16 protein-coding genes are annotated in these 16,010 nt (G+C 70.7%); 10 read left to right on the top strand and 6 right to left on the bottom strand.

Annotation, left to right across the window (positions count from 1 at the left end; genetic code table 11):
- Nucleotides 1-439: 439 nt before the first annotated feature.
- The 6 genes from OG432_RS24150 (at nucleotide 440) to OG432_RS24175 (ending at nucleotide 5,055) form a co-directional block, all read left to right on the top strand.
- Complete coding sequence (locus OG432_RS24150; RefSeq protein ID WP_267053425.1) at nucleotides 440-862, top strand: DUF3052 domain-containing protein; 423 nt, start codon at nucleotides 440-442, stop codon at nucleotides 860-862.
- Nucleotides 863-977: 115 nt separating this feature from the next.
- Nucleotides 978-1,436: a peroxiredoxin gene (locus OG432_RS24155; protein ID WP_328313038.1), complete on the top strand. Its 459-nt coding sequence runs from the start codon at nucleotides 978-980 to the stop codon at nucleotides 1,434-1,436.
- A gap of 165 nt (nucleotides 1,437-1,601) precedes the next feature.
- Nucleotides 1,602-2,177 carry a TerD family protein gene (locus OG432_RS24160; RefSeq protein WP_267053427.1) on the top strand — a complete coding sequence of 192 codons (576 nt, stop codon included), beginning with the start codon at nucleotides 1,602-1,604 and terminating at the stop codon, nucleotides 2,175-2,177.
- A gap of 91 nt (nucleotides 2,178-2,268) precedes the next feature.
- Nucleotides 2,269-2,844: a TerD family protein gene (locus OG432_RS24165; protein WP_328313039.1), complete on the top strand. Its 576-nt coding sequence runs from the start codon at nucleotides 2,269-2,271 to the stop codon at nucleotides 2,842-2,844.
- A 159-nt stretch (nucleotides 2,845-3,003) separates the two neighbouring features.
- Nucleotides 3,004-4,146, top strand: coding sequence for a DUF475 domain-containing protein (locus OG432_RS24170; protein WP_328313040.1), 1,143 nt, complete (start codon nucleotides 3,004-3,006; stop codon nucleotides 4,144-4,146).
- A 171-nt stretch (nucleotides 4,147-4,317) separates the two neighbouring features.
- Entirely contained in the window at nucleotides 4,318-5,055 is a 738-nt protein-coding gene (locus OG432_RS24175) for a TerD family protein (protein ID WP_328313041.1), read from the top strand.
- A gap of 33 nt (nucleotides 5,056-5,088) precedes the next feature.
- Here the strand turns inward: OG432_RS24175 and OG432_RS24180 are convergent, their stop codons facing one another.
- Nucleotides 5,089-5,889 (bottom strand): TerD family protein, encoded by an 801-nt coding sequence (locus tag OG432_RS24180; RefSeq protein ID WP_443058444.1) that lies wholly within the window; start codon nucleotides 5,887-5,889, stop codon nucleotides 5,089-5,091.
- 208 nt (nucleotides 5,890-6,097) lie between these two features.
- On the opposite strand from OG432_RS24180, the gene OG432_RS24185 reads away from it, so the two are divergent.
- The 4 genes from OG432_RS24185 to OG432_RS24200 are packed head-to-tail and all read left to right on the top strand — an operon-like array spanning nucleotide 6,098 to nucleotide 11,279.
- Nucleotides 6,098-7,261 (top strand): HpcH/HpaI aldolase/citrate lyase family protein, encoded by a 1,164-nt coding sequence (locus OG432_RS24185; protein ID WP_328313043.1) that lies wholly within the window; start codon nucleotides 6,098-6,100, stop codon nucleotides 7,259-7,261.
- Nucleotides 7,262-7,285: 24 nt separating this feature from the next.
- Entirely contained in the window at nucleotides 7,286-9,757 is a 2,472-nt protein-coding gene (locus OG432_RS24190) for a phosphoribosyltransferase (RefSeq protein ID WP_443058445.1), read from the top strand.
- Entirely contained in the window at nucleotides 9,754-10,575 is an 822-nt protein-coding gene (locus tag OG432_RS24195; RefSeq protein ID WP_328313045.1) for an HAD family hydrolase, read from the top strand. Before OG432_RS24190 ends, OG432_RS24195 begins: the two co-directional genes overlap by 4 nt.
- A gap of 44 nt (nucleotides 10,576-10,619) precedes the next feature.
- On the top strand, nucleotides 10,620-11,279 hold the full coding sequence (locus OG432_RS24200; protein WP_328313046.1) for an O-methyltransferase: 660 nt from the start codon (nucleotides 10,620-10,622) through the stop codon (nucleotides 11,277-11,279).
- 291 nt (nucleotides 11,280-11,570) lie between these two features.
- Here the strand turns inward: OG432_RS24200 and OG432_RS24205 are convergent, their stop codons facing one another.
- The 5 genes from OG432_RS24205 to OG432_RS24225 all read right to left on the bottom strand — a co-directional run bounded on the left by OG432_RS24205 (nucleotide 11,571) and on the right by OG432_RS24225 (nucleotide 15,806).
- A complete protein-coding gene (locus tag OG432_RS24205) occupies nucleotides 11,571-11,795 on the bottom strand; it encodes an FmdB family zinc ribbon protein (protein ID WP_328313047.1) in 225 nt (74 codons plus the stop codon).
- A 109-nt stretch (nucleotides 11,796-11,904) separates the two neighbouring features.
- Entirely contained in the window at nucleotides 11,905-12,591 is a 687-nt protein-coding gene (locus tag OG432_RS24210) for a FadR/GntR family transcriptional regulator (protein ID WP_328313048.1), read from the bottom strand.
- Between the two features lie 228 nt (nucleotides 12,592-12,819).
- Nucleotides 12,820-13,335, bottom strand: a complete 516-nt coding sequence (locus OG432_RS24215; protein WP_328313049.1) for a DUF4383 domain-containing protein — start codon at nucleotides 13,333-13,335, stop codon at nucleotides 12,820-12,822.
- Nucleotides 13,336-13,524: 189 nt separating this feature from the next.
- Complete coding sequence (locus OG432_RS24220) at nucleotides 13,525-14,886, bottom strand: hypothetical protein (protein WP_328313050.1); 1,362 nt, start codon at nucleotides 14,884-14,886, stop codon at nucleotides 13,525-13,527.
- A 161-nt stretch (nucleotides 14,887-15,047) separates the two neighbouring features.
- Nucleotides 15,048-15,806 (bottom strand): DUF4097 family beta strand repeat-containing protein, encoded by a 759-nt coding sequence (locus OG432_RS24225; protein ID WP_328313051.1) that lies wholly within the window; start codon nucleotides 15,804-15,806, stop codon nucleotides 15,048-15,050.
- Between the last annotated feature and the right edge of the window lie 204 nt (nucleotides 15,807-16,010).

Below are 16,010 nucleotides of genomic sequence, written 5' to 3' on the forward strand. Positions count from 1 at the left end.
GCTGTTCCTTCACTGTCGGGGGATGCGGAAGACAGCCAATTCTGCGCCGCATCCCATCGTGTACCGCTGGGGCGCAAACGTCATCTCTACTGAGAGGTAACCGAGAGGTAACCGTCACCGGAGCAGGAAGTAGGCTCAGGGCCTGGACGGGTCGGGCCAAATCGCAACCTTACGCTCAACCCGGCCATCAGTTCCCGAAGGGTGTTCGGCCCCGAATGGAGTACCCCGAGGAACACAACGGCACAAACAGTCACCAATCGTGTGGGATGAATCACCGACGGGGATGCGGATTCCCCTGAACACGGCCACACTGGCCCCCAAAGGGCGGGTTCGGGTGCCGGGTACTTGCGAGATTCGTCCCGCCCGTGTGGACTACGCCCCATGCCACGCGTATGCGCGCGGCTGAAGAACTTACCGAATCAAGATCAGGAGGCAAGCCGTGAGCGCGACCGCGGACCACGCGGAGGAGCGGACCAACCCGGCCATGAGGCTGGGGTTCGAGCCCGGACAGGTGGTCCAGGAGATCGGTTACGACGAAGACGTCGACCAGGATCTCCGCGAGGGCATCGAGTCCATTATTGGCCAGGACCTCGTCGACGAGGAGTATGACGACACAGCCGACGTCGTGGTGCTCTGGTTCCGCGACGAGGACGGCGACCTTACGGACGCCCTGGTGGACGCCATCGGTCTCCTTGAGGACGGTGGCGCGGTGCTGCTGCTGACTCCGAAGACCGGCCGGGACGGGTACGTCGAGCCCAGCGACGTCAATGACGCCGCGCAGACGGCCGGCCTGTCGGCGGCCAAGAGCGTCAGCGTCGGGAAGGACTGGTCGGGCACGCGCCTGAAGTCCCCCAAGCGCTGATCCCTCCTCACGCCCCACAGGGCCCCCTCAGGCTGTTGCCCGAGGGGGCCCTGTGCATGGCGGGGTGCGTAGGGTGGGTGTCACCAGATCGGCCCATTGAAGGGAAGGCGTCTCCATGGCTATCGAGGTCGGCACCAAGGCCCCGGAGTTCGAGCTCAAGGACAACCACGGCAGGACCGTGAAGCTCAGCGACTTCCGCGGCGAGAAGAACGTGGTGCTGCTCTTCTACCCGTTCGCCTTCACCGGCGTCTGCACGGGTGAGCTGTGCGAACTGCGCGACAACCTGCCGAAGTTCGTCAACGACGACACCCAGCTGCTCGCCGTCTCCAACGACTCCATCCACACCCTGCGCGTCTTCGCCGAGCAGGAGGGCCTCGAATACCCGCTGGTCTCCGACTTCTGGCCGCACGGCGATGTGAGCCGCGCGTACGGCGTCTTCGACGAGGACAAGGGGTGCGCGGTGCGCGGCACCTTCGTCATCGACAAGGAGGGTGTGGTCCGCTGGACCGTAGTGAACGGTCTTCCCGACGCCCGCGACCTCAACGAGTACCTCAAGGCGCTCGACACCCTCTGAGGACGCGGCACCCCGGGCCGGGCGCACGGCCGACACCCTGGTGGCCGTTCGGCCGAATCGTCTGTTTGACCCGGGAACCGGTCACTAGGATCCATTCGTTGATCCGATGCCAACGTACGACGGGGACGCTGACCAAGCTTGCCCCTCACACCATTGGGAGGACTCGTGGGAGTCAGCCTCAGCAAGGGCGGCAACGTCTCGCTGACCAAGGCCGCCCCCAACCTGACCGCGGTCATCGTCGGTCTGGGATGGGACGCACGCACCACCACCGGAGGTGACTTCGACCTGGACGCCAGCGCCCTGCTGACCAACGACCAGGGCAAGGTCACCAACGACTCGAACTTCGTGTTCTTCAACAACCTCAAGAGCCCCGACGGCTCGGTCGAGCACACCGGTGACAACCTCACCGGTGAGGGCGAGGGCGACGACGAGGTCATCAAGGTGAACCTGGCCGGAGTCCCGGCCGACGTCGCCAAGATCGTCTTCCCGGTCTCGATCTACGAGGCCGAGAGCCGCCAGCAGTCCTTCGGCCAGGTGCGCAACGCCTACATCCGCGTCGTGAACCAGGCGGACAACTCCGAGCTGGCCCGTTACGACCTGAGCGAGGACGCCTCGACGGAGACCGCGATGGTCTTCGGCGAGCTGTACCGCAACGGCGCGGAGTGGAAGTTCCGCGCCATCGGCCAGGGCTATGCCTCGGGCCTGCGCGGCATCGCGCAGGACTTCGGCGTCAACGTCTGAGCCGACCCGTTCTTCCGTCCGGCGCCGCACCCCTGTGGTGCGGCGCCGGACGCGCTCACCACTTGTTCCACTTCTCGGGGAGGACACGAACATGGGCGTCACGCTCGCCAAGGGGGGCAATGTCTCCCTCTCCAAGGCCGCACCGAACCTGACCCAGGTGCTCGTCGGTCTCGGCTGGGATGCGCGCTCCACCACCGGAGCCGACTTCGACCTCGACGCCAGCGCCCTGCTGTGCGCCAACGGACGCGTGCTCGGCGACGAGTACTTCGTCTTCTACAACAACCTCACCAGCCCCGAGGGGTCCGTCGAGCACACCGGTGACAACCTGACGGGTGAGGGCGAGGGCGACGACGAGTCGCTGATCGTCGACCTGACGAAGGTCCCGGCCGGCTGCGACAAGATCGTCTTTCCCGTCTCCATCCACGACGCGGACAACCGTGGCCAGACCTTCGGACAGGTCGCCAACGCGTTCATCCGCGTGGTCAACCAGGCCGACGGCCAGGAGCTGGCCCGTTACGACCTGAGCGAGGACGCCTCGACGGAGACCGCGATGATCTTCGGAGAGCTGTACCGCTACAGCGGCGAGTGGAAGTTCCGTGCAGTTGGCCAGGGGTACGCGTCCGGCCTGCGGGGCATCGCCCTAGACTTCGGGGTCAACGTCTCCTAAAGAGATCACCCGGATGCCTTCAAGTCGAGTGCCGTCGGGGCTGGTCCCTGCCGGGGGTCCGGGGGTCGCCCCCGGGAGACAGCAGCGCAAAGCCGTGCGCGGTGCGGGGGGACACCCGCTCTCCGCAGGGCCGGCCCGCTCTACACGATGGGGAAGTAAGTGCTTCTGAAAACCTTCGGCTGGTCATTCGTGATCACCGCGATCGGCCTGGCCCTGGCCGTGCTCTACGACGGGTGGACGGCGTTCGGGGTCGTCGCCATCCTGGCGGTCCTCGAAATCTCGCTGTCCTTCGACAACGCGGTGGTCAACGCCGGAATCCTGAAGAAGATGAGCGCCTTCTGGCAGAAGATCTTCCTCACGGTCGGCGTTCTGATCGCCGTCTTCGGCATGCGCCTGGTCTTCCCCGTCGTCATCGTCGCGATCAGCGCCAAGATCGGCCCCATCGACGCCGTCGACCTCGCGCTCAACGACGCCGACCGCTACCAGCAGCTGGTGACCGACGCGCACCCCTCAATCGCCGCCTTCGGTGGCATGTTCCTGCTGATGATCTTCCTCGACTTCATTTTCGAGGACCGTGACATCAAGTGGCTCGCCTGGCTGGAGCGCCCACTGGCCAAGCTCGGCAAGGTCGACATGCTGTCGGTCTGCATCGCCCTGATCGTCCTGCTCGTCGCCTCCATGACGTTCGCGACCCACGCCCACCAGCACGGCGGCGTCCACGTCGACAAGGCACAGACCGTACTGATCTCCGGTATCGCCGGCCTCATCACGTACCTCGTCGTCGGCGGCCTCTCCGGCTACTTCGAGAACCGCCTCGAAGAGGACGAGGAGCGCGAGCACGAGGAGGAGGAAGAGGCCAAGCGCACCGGCAGCAAGGTGTCCGCCGTCGTCATGGCCGGCAAGGCCGCGTTCTTCATGTTCCTCTACCTGGAGGTCCTGGACGCGTCGTTCTCCTTCGACGGCGTCATCGGCGCCTTCGCCATCACCAACGACATCGTCCTGATGGCGCTCGGCCTCGGCATCGGCGCGATGTACGTACGGTCGCTCACCGTCTACCTGGTCCGCCAGGGCACCCTCGACGACTACGTCTACCTGGAGCACGGAGCGCACTACGCGATCGGTGCGCTGGCCGTGATTCTGCTCGTCACCATCCAGTACGAGATCAACGAGGTCATCACGGGTCTGGTCGGCGTGGTCCTCATCGCCTGGTCCTTCCTGTCCTCCGTGCGCCGCAACCGCCGCATCGAGGCGGCCGGCGGCGAGGGCGCGGGCGACCGGGCGGAAGTGGGCTCCGGGGTGTGACCCCGGTGCTCCCGGAGCGCACGCCCCAGGGCGTGTGATCCGGCTCAGAATGAGGAACGCTCTCTGCGGGGCGGCCCGAGGCTTCGGCCTCGCCGGCCGCCCCGCAGAGTTGTACCGGCGTCCGGCCGGCCAGTGTGCGGGGACAGTTCACGGACCTATGGGGTGGGGGCAATGGCGTTCTGGGACGGCCTGTGGCGAGGCAGGGCCTCACAGTTCGACTCGGGCAGCGCGGCGACCAACACGATCGAGCTGACCCGACGGCACAACACGGTCTCCCTCGGCAAGCAGGGCGCCAACACCGGCAGCCTGCGCGTCAATCTGTCGTGGCGGATGCGGACCTCGGACTTCGGGGGCAAGCCCGAGCAGAGCGGACGGCTGCTGCGCCATCCGCTCCAGTTCTTCAAGCCGGAAATGGTCCAGGGCCACACACAGTCGATGGTGAACGTGGACCTCGACCTCGGCTGCCTGTACGAACTCCAGGACGGCACCAAGGGCGTCGTCCAGCCGCTCGGCAACTTCCTGGGCGCCACCAACAAGCCGCCCTACGTGGAGTGCAGCGGCGACGACCGCTTCGGCTCGGCCTCCGGCGAGACCATCTTCGTCAACCTCGACCACCGGGACGAGATAAAGCGGCTGCTGATCTTCGTCTACATCTACGACCAGACCCCGGCCTTCGACCGCACCCACGCCAAGGTGACGCTCTACCCGAGCAACGGCCCGCGCATCGAGATCGAACTGGACGAGCGCGCCCCCGAGGCCCGCTCCTGCGCCGTGGTGTCCATCGAGAACGTCAAGGGCGACATGGTGGTGCGCCGCGAGGTGAAGTTCGTGTACGGCTTCCAGGCCGAGCTGGACCGCCTCTACGGCTGGGGGCTCCAGTGGGGCCGCGGCTACAAGACCAAGGCCTGAGCCGCGGGACCCGCCGCGCCGGGCGTCCGCGGCCTACGGGCGGATGAACTGCGGCCCCATGGGCGGCAGGACGAACGTGGGGTCCGGCGCCTGGGCCGGCACGCCCTGGGGATAGCCGTACGCGGGCTGCGGCGAGGCCGGCTGCGGATAGCCGTAGGTCGGCTGCGCGGCCGGCGGCCGGGCCGGGGGAGCGGGGTGCGGGTAGCCGTAGGCGGGCTGGGCGGCGTGCTGCGGCAGCGGCTGGGGCACGGACGGCGCACTGGGCGCACTCGGCGCGCTGTCGGCCCCCTCGCCGTCGTCCACCGAGATGCCGTACTCGGTGGCGAGTCCGACCAGGCCGGTCGGGTAGCCCTGGCCCACCGCACGGAACTTCCAGCCGTCGCCGCGGCGGTACAGCTCGCCGCAGATGATCGCGGTCTCCTCGCCGGTCTCCGGCTTCACATCGAACAGCGCGAGCGGCTCGCCACCCGACACCGCCGCGTCGAACAGAAGGATCCGCAGGTCACGGACGGCACGGAAGGTCGCACCGTCCGACGACGCGGTGATCAGCACGCGGTCGACGGACCGGTCGAGCGCGGCAAGGTCCGCCTCGACGGTGTCGGTGAGCCCCTCGACGACACGCTTCTTCGGCAGCCGGCGCACCAGGCCCGAGGGATGGCGCGGCTGGTTGTAGAAGACGAAGTCCTCGTCCGAGCGCACCCGGCCGTCGGCGGCGAGCAGCAGCGCCGATGCATCCACGTCAGGGATGTCGGCGCCGGGCGACCAGCGGAGCACGGCCCGTACGGCCGGGGCGTCCAGCGGGACGTTCGATCCCTTCAGCATCGCGTGCGTCATGCCCGTCATCCTGCCTTCCCGCGGGCCCCTCGGACAACGCGGGGCCCGGCCCGATCCTCCCGTGGCGTACACGGCGGGGACCACGGGGCGTGACGATGCAGATGAGTTACCTGAATTTCATGCACTTGGGGAACTCTTGACACGTGTTCCTACGTACTATTACCGGCCACCCAAATTCTCGGCCGTCCTGGCAGTACGGGGTATGTAGATGCGTCATTTCGGGCACGTCCCGGCGGCTGTGCGGAAGGATCTCTTCCACCAGGAGCCCTGCGAATTCACCGCCGGCTCCTCCGCACGCGTGCTGTCGGCCGCCCTGGGCGCCACCCTCTACAGCCCGGCCACCCGGCCGTCCCTCGCCGATGACGTCCTGAAGCAGGCCGGCCGCGGCGTCGTGTCCATGGTCCTGTGCCTGGAGGACTCGATCGACGACGCGGAGGTGGTGGCCGCCGAGGCCAACCTGGTCCGCCAGTTCGCCGGCCTCGACGCCCGTGGCGAGGACATCCCGCTGCTCTTCGTGCGCGTCCGCGACCCGCTCCAGATACCCGACCTGGTGCGACGCCTGGGCTCCTCCGCCCGGCTGCTCAGCGGCTTCGTCCTGCCGAAGTTCACCGAGGAGCGCGGGCTCGCCTTCCTCGAGGCGCTCACCGCCGCCGAGTCCGCGAGCGGGCACCGCCTGTTCGCCATGCCGGTCCTCGAATCGCCCGAACTGCTCCACCTGGAGAGCCGCGCCGAGACCCTGGCCGGAATCGCTCGCACCGTGGAGAAGTACCGTGAGCGGGTTCTCGCCCTCCGCCTCGGCGTCACCGATTTCTGCGCCGCCTACGGCCTGCGCCGCTCGCCCGACATGACGGCGTACGACGTACAGATCGTGGCCGGCGTCATCGCGGACGTGGTGAACGTCCTCGGCCGCGCCGACGGCAGCGGCTTCACCATCACCGGCCCGGTGTGGGAGTACTTCCGGCTCCAGGAGCGGATGTTCAAGCCCCAGCTGCGCCGCAGCCCCTTCCTCGAAGGACGCGCCGAGAACCTGCGCACCGCCCTGATCGAGCACGACCTCGACGGGCTGCTCCGCGAGATCGAGCTCGACCGGGCCAACGGGCTGCTCGGCAAGACCTGCATCCACCCCTCGCACGTGGTGCCCGTCCACGCCCTTTCGGTGGTCAGTCACGAGGAGTTCAGCGACGCCCAGGACATCCTGCGGCCCGAACGGAACGGCGGCGGGGTACTGCGCTCGGCGTACACGAACAAGATGAACGAGGTGAAGCCGCACCGCGCCTGGGCCGAGCGCACCCTGCTGCGGGCCGAGGTGTTCGGCGTCGCCGCCGAGGACGTCGGCTTCGTGGACCTGCTGACCGCGGGCCTGGCCGTATGACGCGCGCGCCGCACGGATCCGCGCATGAATCGCGAACCAACAGCACCAACAGAGGGACACAGCACCGTGGTTGAGTGGTCGGGAACGTGGGTGGCCGAGCGGCTCGGAGTCGAGCTCGTCGGGGACGAGGGCCTGAGCGCCCTGCTCGGCCTCGCCCTGCGCCGCAATCCCAAGCGCGCCCACCTGCTCGTCTCCAACGTCCTGGGCAAACACGTGCCGCAGAGCCCGGCCGTGGTGTGGCGCGCCGGCCATGAACTGGGCGTACGGGTGCGGGAGTTGCTCGGTGACGAGAGGGCCGGGCGGGCCGTCGTGCTCGGGTACGCCGAGACCGCGACCGGCCTCGGCCACTCGGTCGCCGACGGCCTGGCCCTCGCTCCCTGCCTCCACTCCACCCGCCGGCCGGTCGAGGGCGTGGCCACGGCGGGCGGCTTCGAGGAGTCTCACTCCCACGCCACCTCCCACCTGCTGCTCCCCGAGGGCCCCCGACTCCTCGCGGGGAGCGGCCCGTTGGTCCTGGTGGACGACGAGTTCTCGACCGGCAACACCGTGCTCAACACCATCCGCGACCTGCACGCCCGCTACCCCCGCGACCACTATGTGATCGTCGCTCTCGTCGACATGCGCTCCCCGCAGGACCGCGACCGTCTCGCCGGCTTCGCGCGGGAGATCGGCGCCCGCGTAGACCTGATCGCCTCGGCGTCGGGCACGGTGCGGCTGCCCGAGGGGGTGCTGGAGAAGGGGCGGGCGCTGGTGGAGGAGTACGCGACGCCCGACGCCGGACGGCCTCCCTCCGGGGACGGGGCTCGGAGCCGGACGTACGACCGCGTCGACCTGCGCTGGCCCACCGGCCTCCCCGACGGGGGCCGGCACGGGTTCACCCCGGCCCACCGGGCCGCGCTGGAGGCCGCCCTTCCCGACATGGCGGGCCGGCTCGCCGAGGCGCTGGGCGTCCCCGGAACCGCACGGAGGCCGCGCGTCCTCGTCCTCGGCTTCGAGGAGCTGATGTACGCGCCGCTGCGCCTGGCCGTCGCCCTCGAAGAGCTCGGCGGGGCCGAGGTGCGCTACTCCACCACCACCCGCTCGCCCGTGCTCGCCGTCGACGACCCCGGTTACGCCATCCGTACCCGCCTCGCCTTCCCCGCGCACGACGACCCGGCCGACGGACCGGGGGAGCGGTACGCGTACAACGTCGCGGGCGGCGGCTTCGACGCGGTCGTGGCGGTCGTCGACTCGACCGCCGACACTCCCCAACTGCACGCCCCGGACGGCCTGTTGGCGCAGCTCTGCGCCCACATGCCGCACGTCGTCCTCGCCGTACTGCCCTCGTACGTACCCCAAGGTGCCCCCATGCCCGAGCCGCTGCGCGGTCCCGCCTTCTCCTCCTACGCGCCCGACGAGGTGGGGTGGCTGCTCAAGGACCTGTCCGAGGCCGAGCTCGAAGCCCCCACCGAGGAGCGCGAGGAGGCCATCCAGAGCGGCGGCGCCCACTACGCGGAGTCGCTGCCGGTCGAATACCAGCCGAGCCCGCAGTACCAGGAGCTGTTCCGCGCCGCGCTCGACGCCTCGGCGCCCCGGATCGCGCGGGCCGTCGGCGTGGTCACCGAGACGGTCCTGGCCGAGAGGTCGCCGCGCCCCGTCCTCGTCTCGCTCGCCCGCGCCGGCACGCCCGTCGGTGTCCTGATGCGCCGCTGGGCCCGGCACCGCCACGGCCTGGACCTGCCGCACTACGCGGTCTCCATCGTGCGCGGCCGCGGCATCGACCCCAACGCGCTGCGCTGGCTCGCCGCCCACCACGACCCGGCCGATGTCGTGTTCGTCGACGGCTGGACCGGAAAGGGCGCCATCACGCGCGAACTGGCCGCCGCGATAGGGGAGTTCCCCGAGTTCGCGGGATTCGTCCCGGAGATCGCCGTGCTGGCCGATCCCGGCTCCTGTGTGCGCACCTACGGCACCCGCGAGGACTTCCTGATCCCGTCCGCGTGTCTCAACTCGACGGTGTCCGGCCTCATTTCGCGCACCGTGCTGCGCCAGGACCTGATAGGCCCCAACGACTTCCACGGCGCCAAGTTCTATCGGGAGCTGGCGGGCGCCGACGTCTCCGGCGACTTCCTCGACGCGGTGGCCGCCCGCTTCGACGAGGTCGGCGCCGACGTGGACCGCGAGGCGAAGGACCTGCGCGACACGGACCGCACCCCGAGCTGGGAGGGGTGGGCCGCCGTCGAGCGGATCAGCGAGGAGTACGGCATCCACGACGTCAACCTGGTCAAGCCCGGCGTCGGCGAGACCACCCGGGTGCTCCTGCGCCGGGTCCCGTGGAAGATCCTCGCCGGGCGGGGCGCGGGCGCCGACCTCGACCACGTCCGTCTGCTCGCCGAGCAGCGCGGCGTACCGGTCGAGGAGGTGGACGGCCTGCCCTACAGCTGTGTGGGCCTGATCCACCCCCGGTTCACCCGGGGTGCGACCGGCGCCGACGGCAGGGCGGTGGCCGCCAAGTGAGCACCGCGCCCGTCCTCGTCGCGAGCGACCTCGACCGCACTCTGATCTACTCCGCGGGCGCCCTCGCCCTCGCCCTCACCGGACCCGACGAGCGGGCGCCGCGGCTGCTCTGCGTCGAGGTGTACGAGCACAAGCCCCTCTCGTACGTCACCGAACACGCGGCGCATCTGCTTGCCGAGCTGAAGTCGGCGGCCGTGTTCGTGCCGGCCACGACCCGGACGCGCGCGCAGTACCAGCGCATCCGACTTCCCGGCCCGCCCTCACGGTTCGCGATCTGCGCCAACGGGGGCCATGTGCTCGTCGACGGCGTGTCCGACCCGGACTGGGCCGGCGCGGTCGCGGCCCGCATCGCCGGCGAGTGCGCCCCGCTCGACGAGGTCCGCACCCATCTGCGGACCACCGCCGACCCGCGGTGGCTGCGCAAGGAACGGACCGCCGAGGACCTCTTCGCCTACCTCGTGGTCGAGCGCGAGCTGCTGCCCGAGGAGTGGGTGAAGGAACTCGCGGCCTGGGCCGAGCCGCGCGGCTGGACGGTCTCCCTCCAGGGCCGCAAGATCTACGCCGTCCCGAAGCCGCTCACCAAGAGCGCGGCGGTACGGGAGATCGCCCGGCGCACCGGCGCCCGACTCACCCTGGCCGCAGGGGACTCGCTCCTCGACGCCGACCTGCTGCTCGCCGCCGACGAGGCCTGGCGTCCGGGCCACGGCGAGCTCGCCGAAGCAGGCTGGCGGGCGCCGGGCACCGAGGTGCTGGCCGAGCGCGGTGTGCTCGCCGGCGAGGAGATCCTGCGCCGCTTCCTGGCGCGGGCGACGCGCTGAGCGACGGTGGTTCCGGCCGGTTGCGCGGCGGGTACGGTCGCCGCATGACCAAGGGAAACAGCACCAAGATCACGGACGAGCTGTACGCCTACATGCTGGCTCACAACCCGCCGCTCGACGCGGTCCAGCAGGACCTGGTGAACACCACGTACGCCCGCCTGCCGGACCATGCGGGCATGCAGTCGGCCGAGGAGCAGGCGCCGCTCCTCGCCTTCCTGGTACGCCTGGTGAACGCGCGTCACGTGGTGGAGGTGGGCACCTTCACCGGCTTCTCGGCCCTCGCCATGGCGCAGGCGCTGCCCGCCGACGGCACGCTGATCGCGTGCGACGTGTCCGAGGAGTGGACGGCGTACGGCAAGGAGGCGTGGGCGAAGGCGGGCGTCGCGGACCGCATCGACCTGCGGATCGCCCCGGCGCTCGACACGCTGCGCGCGATGCCGGCCGAGCCGCACATCGACTTCGCGTACCTGGATGCCGACAAGGGGAACTACATCGCGTACTGGGAGGAGCTGGTGCCGCGGCTGCGGGCGGGGGGTCTGATCGCCACGGACAATGTGCTCTTCCACGGGAAGGTGCTGGACCCGGCGGCCGGAGGTTCGGCCGAGGGGATCCGGGCGTTCAACGAGCATGTGGTGGCGGACGGGCGGATGGACAGCGTGATGCTGACCGTCGCGGACGGCCTGACACTGTCGCGCAAGCGTTAGCTCGCGGGCTCGCGGGGTTCGGGGTGGCGGGGTTCGGCGGGGCCGGTCCGCTCTCGGGCGCGGCCCGTGCGTGGTTGCTCGCGCCGTCCCCCGCGCCCCTTGCCTACTCGGTGCCGGCCGGCATGGACATCCTCAGCCCGTCATGGGGTCCCCCCTGGCCCTTGAGGCCTTGGGAGAGTTTGAGGACGAGCGCCCTTGAGGCGCGAACGGGGTCTGGGGCGGAGCCCCAGGGGCCCTTTCACCCCCGGAGGGTTGCGGAAGGGGCGGGGTGCGGCGACTCCCGGGGTCGGATCAGCCGCAGCAGCCGCCTCCGCAACAGCCCCCACCCCCACCCCCGCCGCCCCCGGCCGGCGCGGGGCCGGACTTTGCGGAGCCGCCCACGGCCACCGTGGAAAGCAGCTTCACCGTGTCGTCGTGGCCCACCGGGCACGCCGCGGGCGCGGCGGACTCCGCCATCGGACGGCTGAGTTCGAACGTATCGCCGCAGGAGCGGCAGCGGTATTCATAGCGAGGCATGGCCTCAGACTAAGCGGTACCTGGGGCCGGAAGTCCGTCCACTTCCGGCCCCAGGGGCAGATCCCCGGGCCGGAGGGGTGCGCAGGAGTGCGGAGGGGCCCGGAGGGGCTCATGGATGGTCGCGCAGGGACAGGTCGAGCAGTTCGAGCACCGCCATGTACGCCCCGTCCGCGTCGCCCTCCCGTACGGACCGCACGACCTCGGCATGGGCGGGCAGCGAATCCTCGTGCCCCCGGGGGCCCCCGTGCCGGCCCCGGGCCACGAGCGCGGGCACGATCACCCGGCGCAGCTGGTCGAAGAAGCGGTTGTGCGAGGCGGCCAGCAGGGCGGTGTGGAAGGACGTGTCGGCGCGCACCGCGAGTACGGGGTCGCTTCCGGCCGCGCGCATCGCGTCGAGCGAGGCGTCCAGGGCCGCGAGATCCTCGTCCGTGCGGCGCTCGGCGGCGAGCGAGGCGGCGGCGGGCTCGATGGCGCGGCGCAGGTCCAGGACGTCGGCGAAGAAGTCGTGCGGCGCACCTGCCGCCAGCTTCCAGCGCAGGACGTCGCCGTCGAGCAGGTTCCAGTCGGCGCGCGGCCGCACGAACGTGCCGCGTTTCTGCCGCGCGTCGAGCAGCCCCTTGGCGGTGAGCACCTTCACGGCCTCGCGCAGGACGGTCTGGCTGACGCCCAACTCGGCCATCAGTGCGGGCAGTTCGAGGGTGTCGCCCTCGTCGTACGTGCCGTCGAAGATGCGCAGGGCCAGCCCCTCGACGGCGGACCGATGGACGCCGCGCCCGATGTAGGTGGCCTCGCTCACTGGTGGCTCCACTCCTCGAAATCGGCCGAACGCTCCCCGGCACTCCCCGACGCCAGGTAAAGCGTTGCACAAGTATTAGTTAATTAGCAATTAATCGCGCGCGAGGCAAAGGAAAGGCCCGGGATCCGATCCGGTCCCGGGCGGGGTGTGGGGGCTGCGCGGTGGGCGGGTCTGCGGGATGCAGCAGGGGGGGCTGGGGCTGGGGGCTGGGGGCTGCCCTGGAGCGGGTCAGAGCTCCTCGGGGGTCTCGTGGCGCGCCTTCCAGTACGGGTTGTCGTGCGGCAGGAAGCCGGTCACCCGCCCGTACATCCCGAACACCATCAGGAGCAGACCGACCACGAAGCTGAACAGCACGTTCTGGATCTTGAAGGCGAGGAAATTGTGCGTGGTGTCGAGCAGCGCCAGGTTCACGAACCCGCTGATCAGGAAGAGCACGCCGAGCACGATGTTGAGGGTCGAGGCGAAGTTGCCGCCCCTGAACGCCCCGTACAGGAGCAGCAGGCCGACGACGAGGGAAATCACGCTCAGCGCGCCATTGGTGCTCAGCCCGGCCACGGTGTCGCCGCCCGTGTCGAAGAAGCCGATCTGGTGGACGAGACCGAGGATGCCGAAGACCAGCAGGACCACTCCCATGACTCCGCCGCCGATGCGGTAGACCCGGTTGAGCCGGTGGTCGACCGGCAGGTGCTCGTTGAGCGAGACCCGGCTGTGGTTGAAGCGCTGCGAAATCGTGTGGGTGGCCATAGTGGGGGCCCTCCTCATCCCTGGACACGCGGGGCGTACGTACCCGGGCACGGGCAGCGCTCGGGCGTACGTACTCAAGCGTGCGCCCGGCTGCGGCCGTCAACAACTCAGCGGCGGGGGGAGCGGGACGGAAGGGGGCCGGGTCGAAGGCTCCGGGTGGGGGCCGGGCGGAAGCGGGGGCGGGCCGGGTCAGGCGCCGTGGCCCAGTTCCTCGCGGATGCGGGCCACCACCTGCGCCACGGTCTGCCGCACCGCCTCGGTCTCCGTCAGGAAGTGCCAGTAGTCCGGATGCCTGCCCTCCAGCGAGGCGATCGCCCGGTCGAGGCGCGCCACCGAATCGTCCAGGGGCCGGGCGTGCCGCGGGTCCGGAGTGGCGCGGCCGGACATCGCCAGGCGCTGGGCGTCGCGGATCGCGAACCGGGTGCGCTGGATCTCCTGCTGCGGGTCCTTCGCCACGGCGTCGAGCCGGCGCAGCCGGTCCCCGGCCGCCGACACGGCCTCGTCCGTGGAGTTGAGCAGCGCCCGCACCGTACTCAGGCGCGACGTCGCGTCCGCCCACCGCTGCTCCTCGCGCGCCGCGGCGGCCTCCTTGAGCTTGTCCTCGGCCTGCCGTACGGAGACGGCGGCCTGCTCGGGGACCTGCTGGAGATCCTGCCAGCAGGCGGCGGTGAAGCGGCGGCGCAGCTCGCTCAGGACCGGGTCGACCTGGCCGGCCCGGGTGGTGAGCGCCTGGGCCCGGGTGCGCAGCGACACCAGCCTGCGGTCGATCTCGGCGGCCTTGGCGGGCAGTTGCTCGGCCTCGGCCCGCAGCGCCTCGGCGTCCCGCAGCACGCGGTCGGCGCGCTGGATCGTCTCCGGCACGCCGTGCTGCCCGGCGCCCTGGTTGAGCTTGGTGAGCTCCGGGCCGAGCGCGGCGAGCCGGGCCGCGAGGTCGTCGGCGCGCAGCCCCGACGCCCGCACAGAGTCGAGGGCGGTGCTGGCGCCGAGCAGCGCGTGCCGGGCCCGCTCGACGGCGGGGGCGAGCCGGGCGAGCTGGGCCTCGGCGGTGTCGAGGAGCGGGCGCAGGCTGCGCTCGAAGCGGTCGAGCTCGCCCTTCACCCGGACCAGTTCGTCCTTGGCCGCCGTCAGCTCGGTACGCGCACGCGAGGCCACGGAGGCGTCCAGGTCGTCGCGGTCGAGATCGTGGGCGTCGACGGCGGTGATGTACTGGTTGGAGACCTCGTCGATACGGCGCCCGAGGGCCGCGAAGTCGTCGGCGGCCCGGCGGCCCGCCTGCGAACCGTCCACGGCCGTGATCGTCTCGATGGAGATCCGCAGGTCGCGCTGGGCGGTGTCGAGTTCGTAGAACGCGGCCGCCGCGGCGTCCTTGGCGGCCTGCGCGTCCGCCCGCACACTCTCACCGCGCCCGCCGAACCACCGCCGCGTGCCGCCCCCGGCGAACGCGCCGGGCAGCACCGCGGCACCGAGCACCACGGGGAACACCATGAGCGCCAGCACGTCCCGGACGGTGGCACCCGCTCTGCTGTACGGCCGCGCGTGTGTCGCCGTCACATCCCTCTCCCGTGCTGTGTCGCCCTGCCCGGTCCATTCTCCCACCAGGTAAGGACGAACACACGGCCCGGTCAGTTCACGCTTCTCCCTCGCTTCTCGACGGGGTCATCGGGTCTCGGCGGGTTCATCGGTTCCCGGCGGTTCGTCGACTCCCGGCGGGTTCAGCTGTGCCGGATGGTGACCCGGCCGTCGTCGCTGCGCGCGGTCAGCACGTGCGGACTGGATGCGGAGCGGTCCACGCCCACGTCGACGCGGCCGTCGTCCGACCGGGCCGCGACCTTGTACGTACCCTGCGGCACGGTGAGGTCGACCCGGCCGTCGTCGCTGGTGGCCGCGACGTTGTCGGGGACCACGGCGAAGGTCAGCGCCACCCGGCCGCTGTCCGAGCCGGCCCGTACGGTCCCGGCCCGGAGGCCCTCGCCGTCGATGCGCCCGTTGTCGCTGGTCATGTCCAGCGGTCCCGAGGAGTCCTTGACCGTGACCCGGCCGTTGTCGCAGACGATCTTCAGCGGGGTGTCGAACCCGCTCGCCTCGACCCGGCCGTCGGCGTCGTGCACGGTCACCGCCACCCCGCGCGGTACCTTCACCTCGTGCCGGGCGTCGCAGCTCTTGATCAGCCCGCCGCACTTCACGGTGAGGCTCAGCGTGCGGCCGTCCAGGGCCCAGCTCGCGTCGGGCCCGCTGCCGAACGCGGCCCAGCCGTCCACCTGGCGGTCGACCTCGACGTCCCGCACGTCGGCGGGTGTCACGACGAGCGTGGAACGGCCGGCCTCGATGGTCAGCGCCTTCCCGGCAAAGGCGAAGTTCTTGTGCTCGACGGGCGCGTCCGAGGGGTCCGAACTCCCGCACCCCGTGAGCGTGAACGCCAGCAGCCCGGCCCCGCCCGCGGCGAGCAGCGTGGTGCGACGGCACAATGCCATGGTGATCTTCCCCCTGTATTGCCTGTATGGCCCGCGGTGGCCGTGCCGCCCGTGCGGCCGTGTGCCCCCACGCTAGGCAATTCGGCTCCCGCCCGCCCTGGAGCCTGCCTCCGAACCCACCCTGGTGCCAGCCCCACCCCGGGCCCGCCCCACGATCTGGTTTGCGGCGGCACCCCGTGCGCCATGTACGCTGTCCCTCCATCC

Source organism: Streptomyces sp. NBC_00442 (assembly GCF_036014195.1).
Classification (GTDB): domain Bacteria; phylum Actinomycetota; class Actinomycetes; order Streptomycetales; family Streptomycetaceae; genus Streptomyces.

Bases quoted from the DNA above. Each gene is read 5' to 3' on its own strand.
- OG432_RS24155 (WP_328313038.1), top strand. From the start codon at position 978: ATGGCTATCGAGGTCGGCACCAAGGCCCCGGAGTTCGAGCTCAAGGAC.
- OG432_RS24165 (WP_328313039.1), top strand. From the start codon at position 2,269: ATGGGCGTCACGCTCGCCAAGGGGGGCAATGTCTCCCTCTCCAAGGCC.
- OG432_RS24175 (WP_328313041.1), top strand. From the start codon at position 4,318: ATGGCGTTCTGGGACGGCCTGTGGCGAGGCAGGGCCTCACAGTTCGAC.
- OG432_RS24180 (WP_443058444.1), bottom strand. From the start codon at position 5,889: ATGACGCACGCGATGCTGAAGGGATCGAACGTCCCGCTGGACGCCCCG.
- OG432_RS24185 (WP_328313043.1), top strand. From the start codon at position 6,098: ATGCGTCATTTCGGGCACGTCCCGGCGGCTGTGCGGAAGGATCTCTTC.
- OG432_RS24190 (WP_443058445.1), top strand. From the start codon at position 7,286: ATGAATCGCGAACCAACAGCACCAACAGAGGGACACAGCACCGTGGTT.
- OG432_RS24200 (WP_328313046.1), top strand. From the start codon at position 10,620: ATGACCAAGGGAAACAGCACCAAGATCACGGACGAGCTGTACGCCTAC.
- OG432_RS24205 (WP_328313047.1), bottom strand. From the start codon at position 11,795: ATGCCTCGCTATGAATACCGCTGCCGCTCCTGCGGCGATACGTTCGAA.
- OG432_RS24215 (WP_328313049.1), bottom strand. From the start codon at position 13,335: ATGGCCACCCACACGATTTCGCAGCGCTTCAACCACAGCCGGGTCTCG.
- OG432_RS24225 (WP_328313051.1), bottom strand. From the start codon at position 15,806: ATGGCATTGTGCCGTCGCACCACGCTGCTCGCCGCGGGCGGGGCCGGG.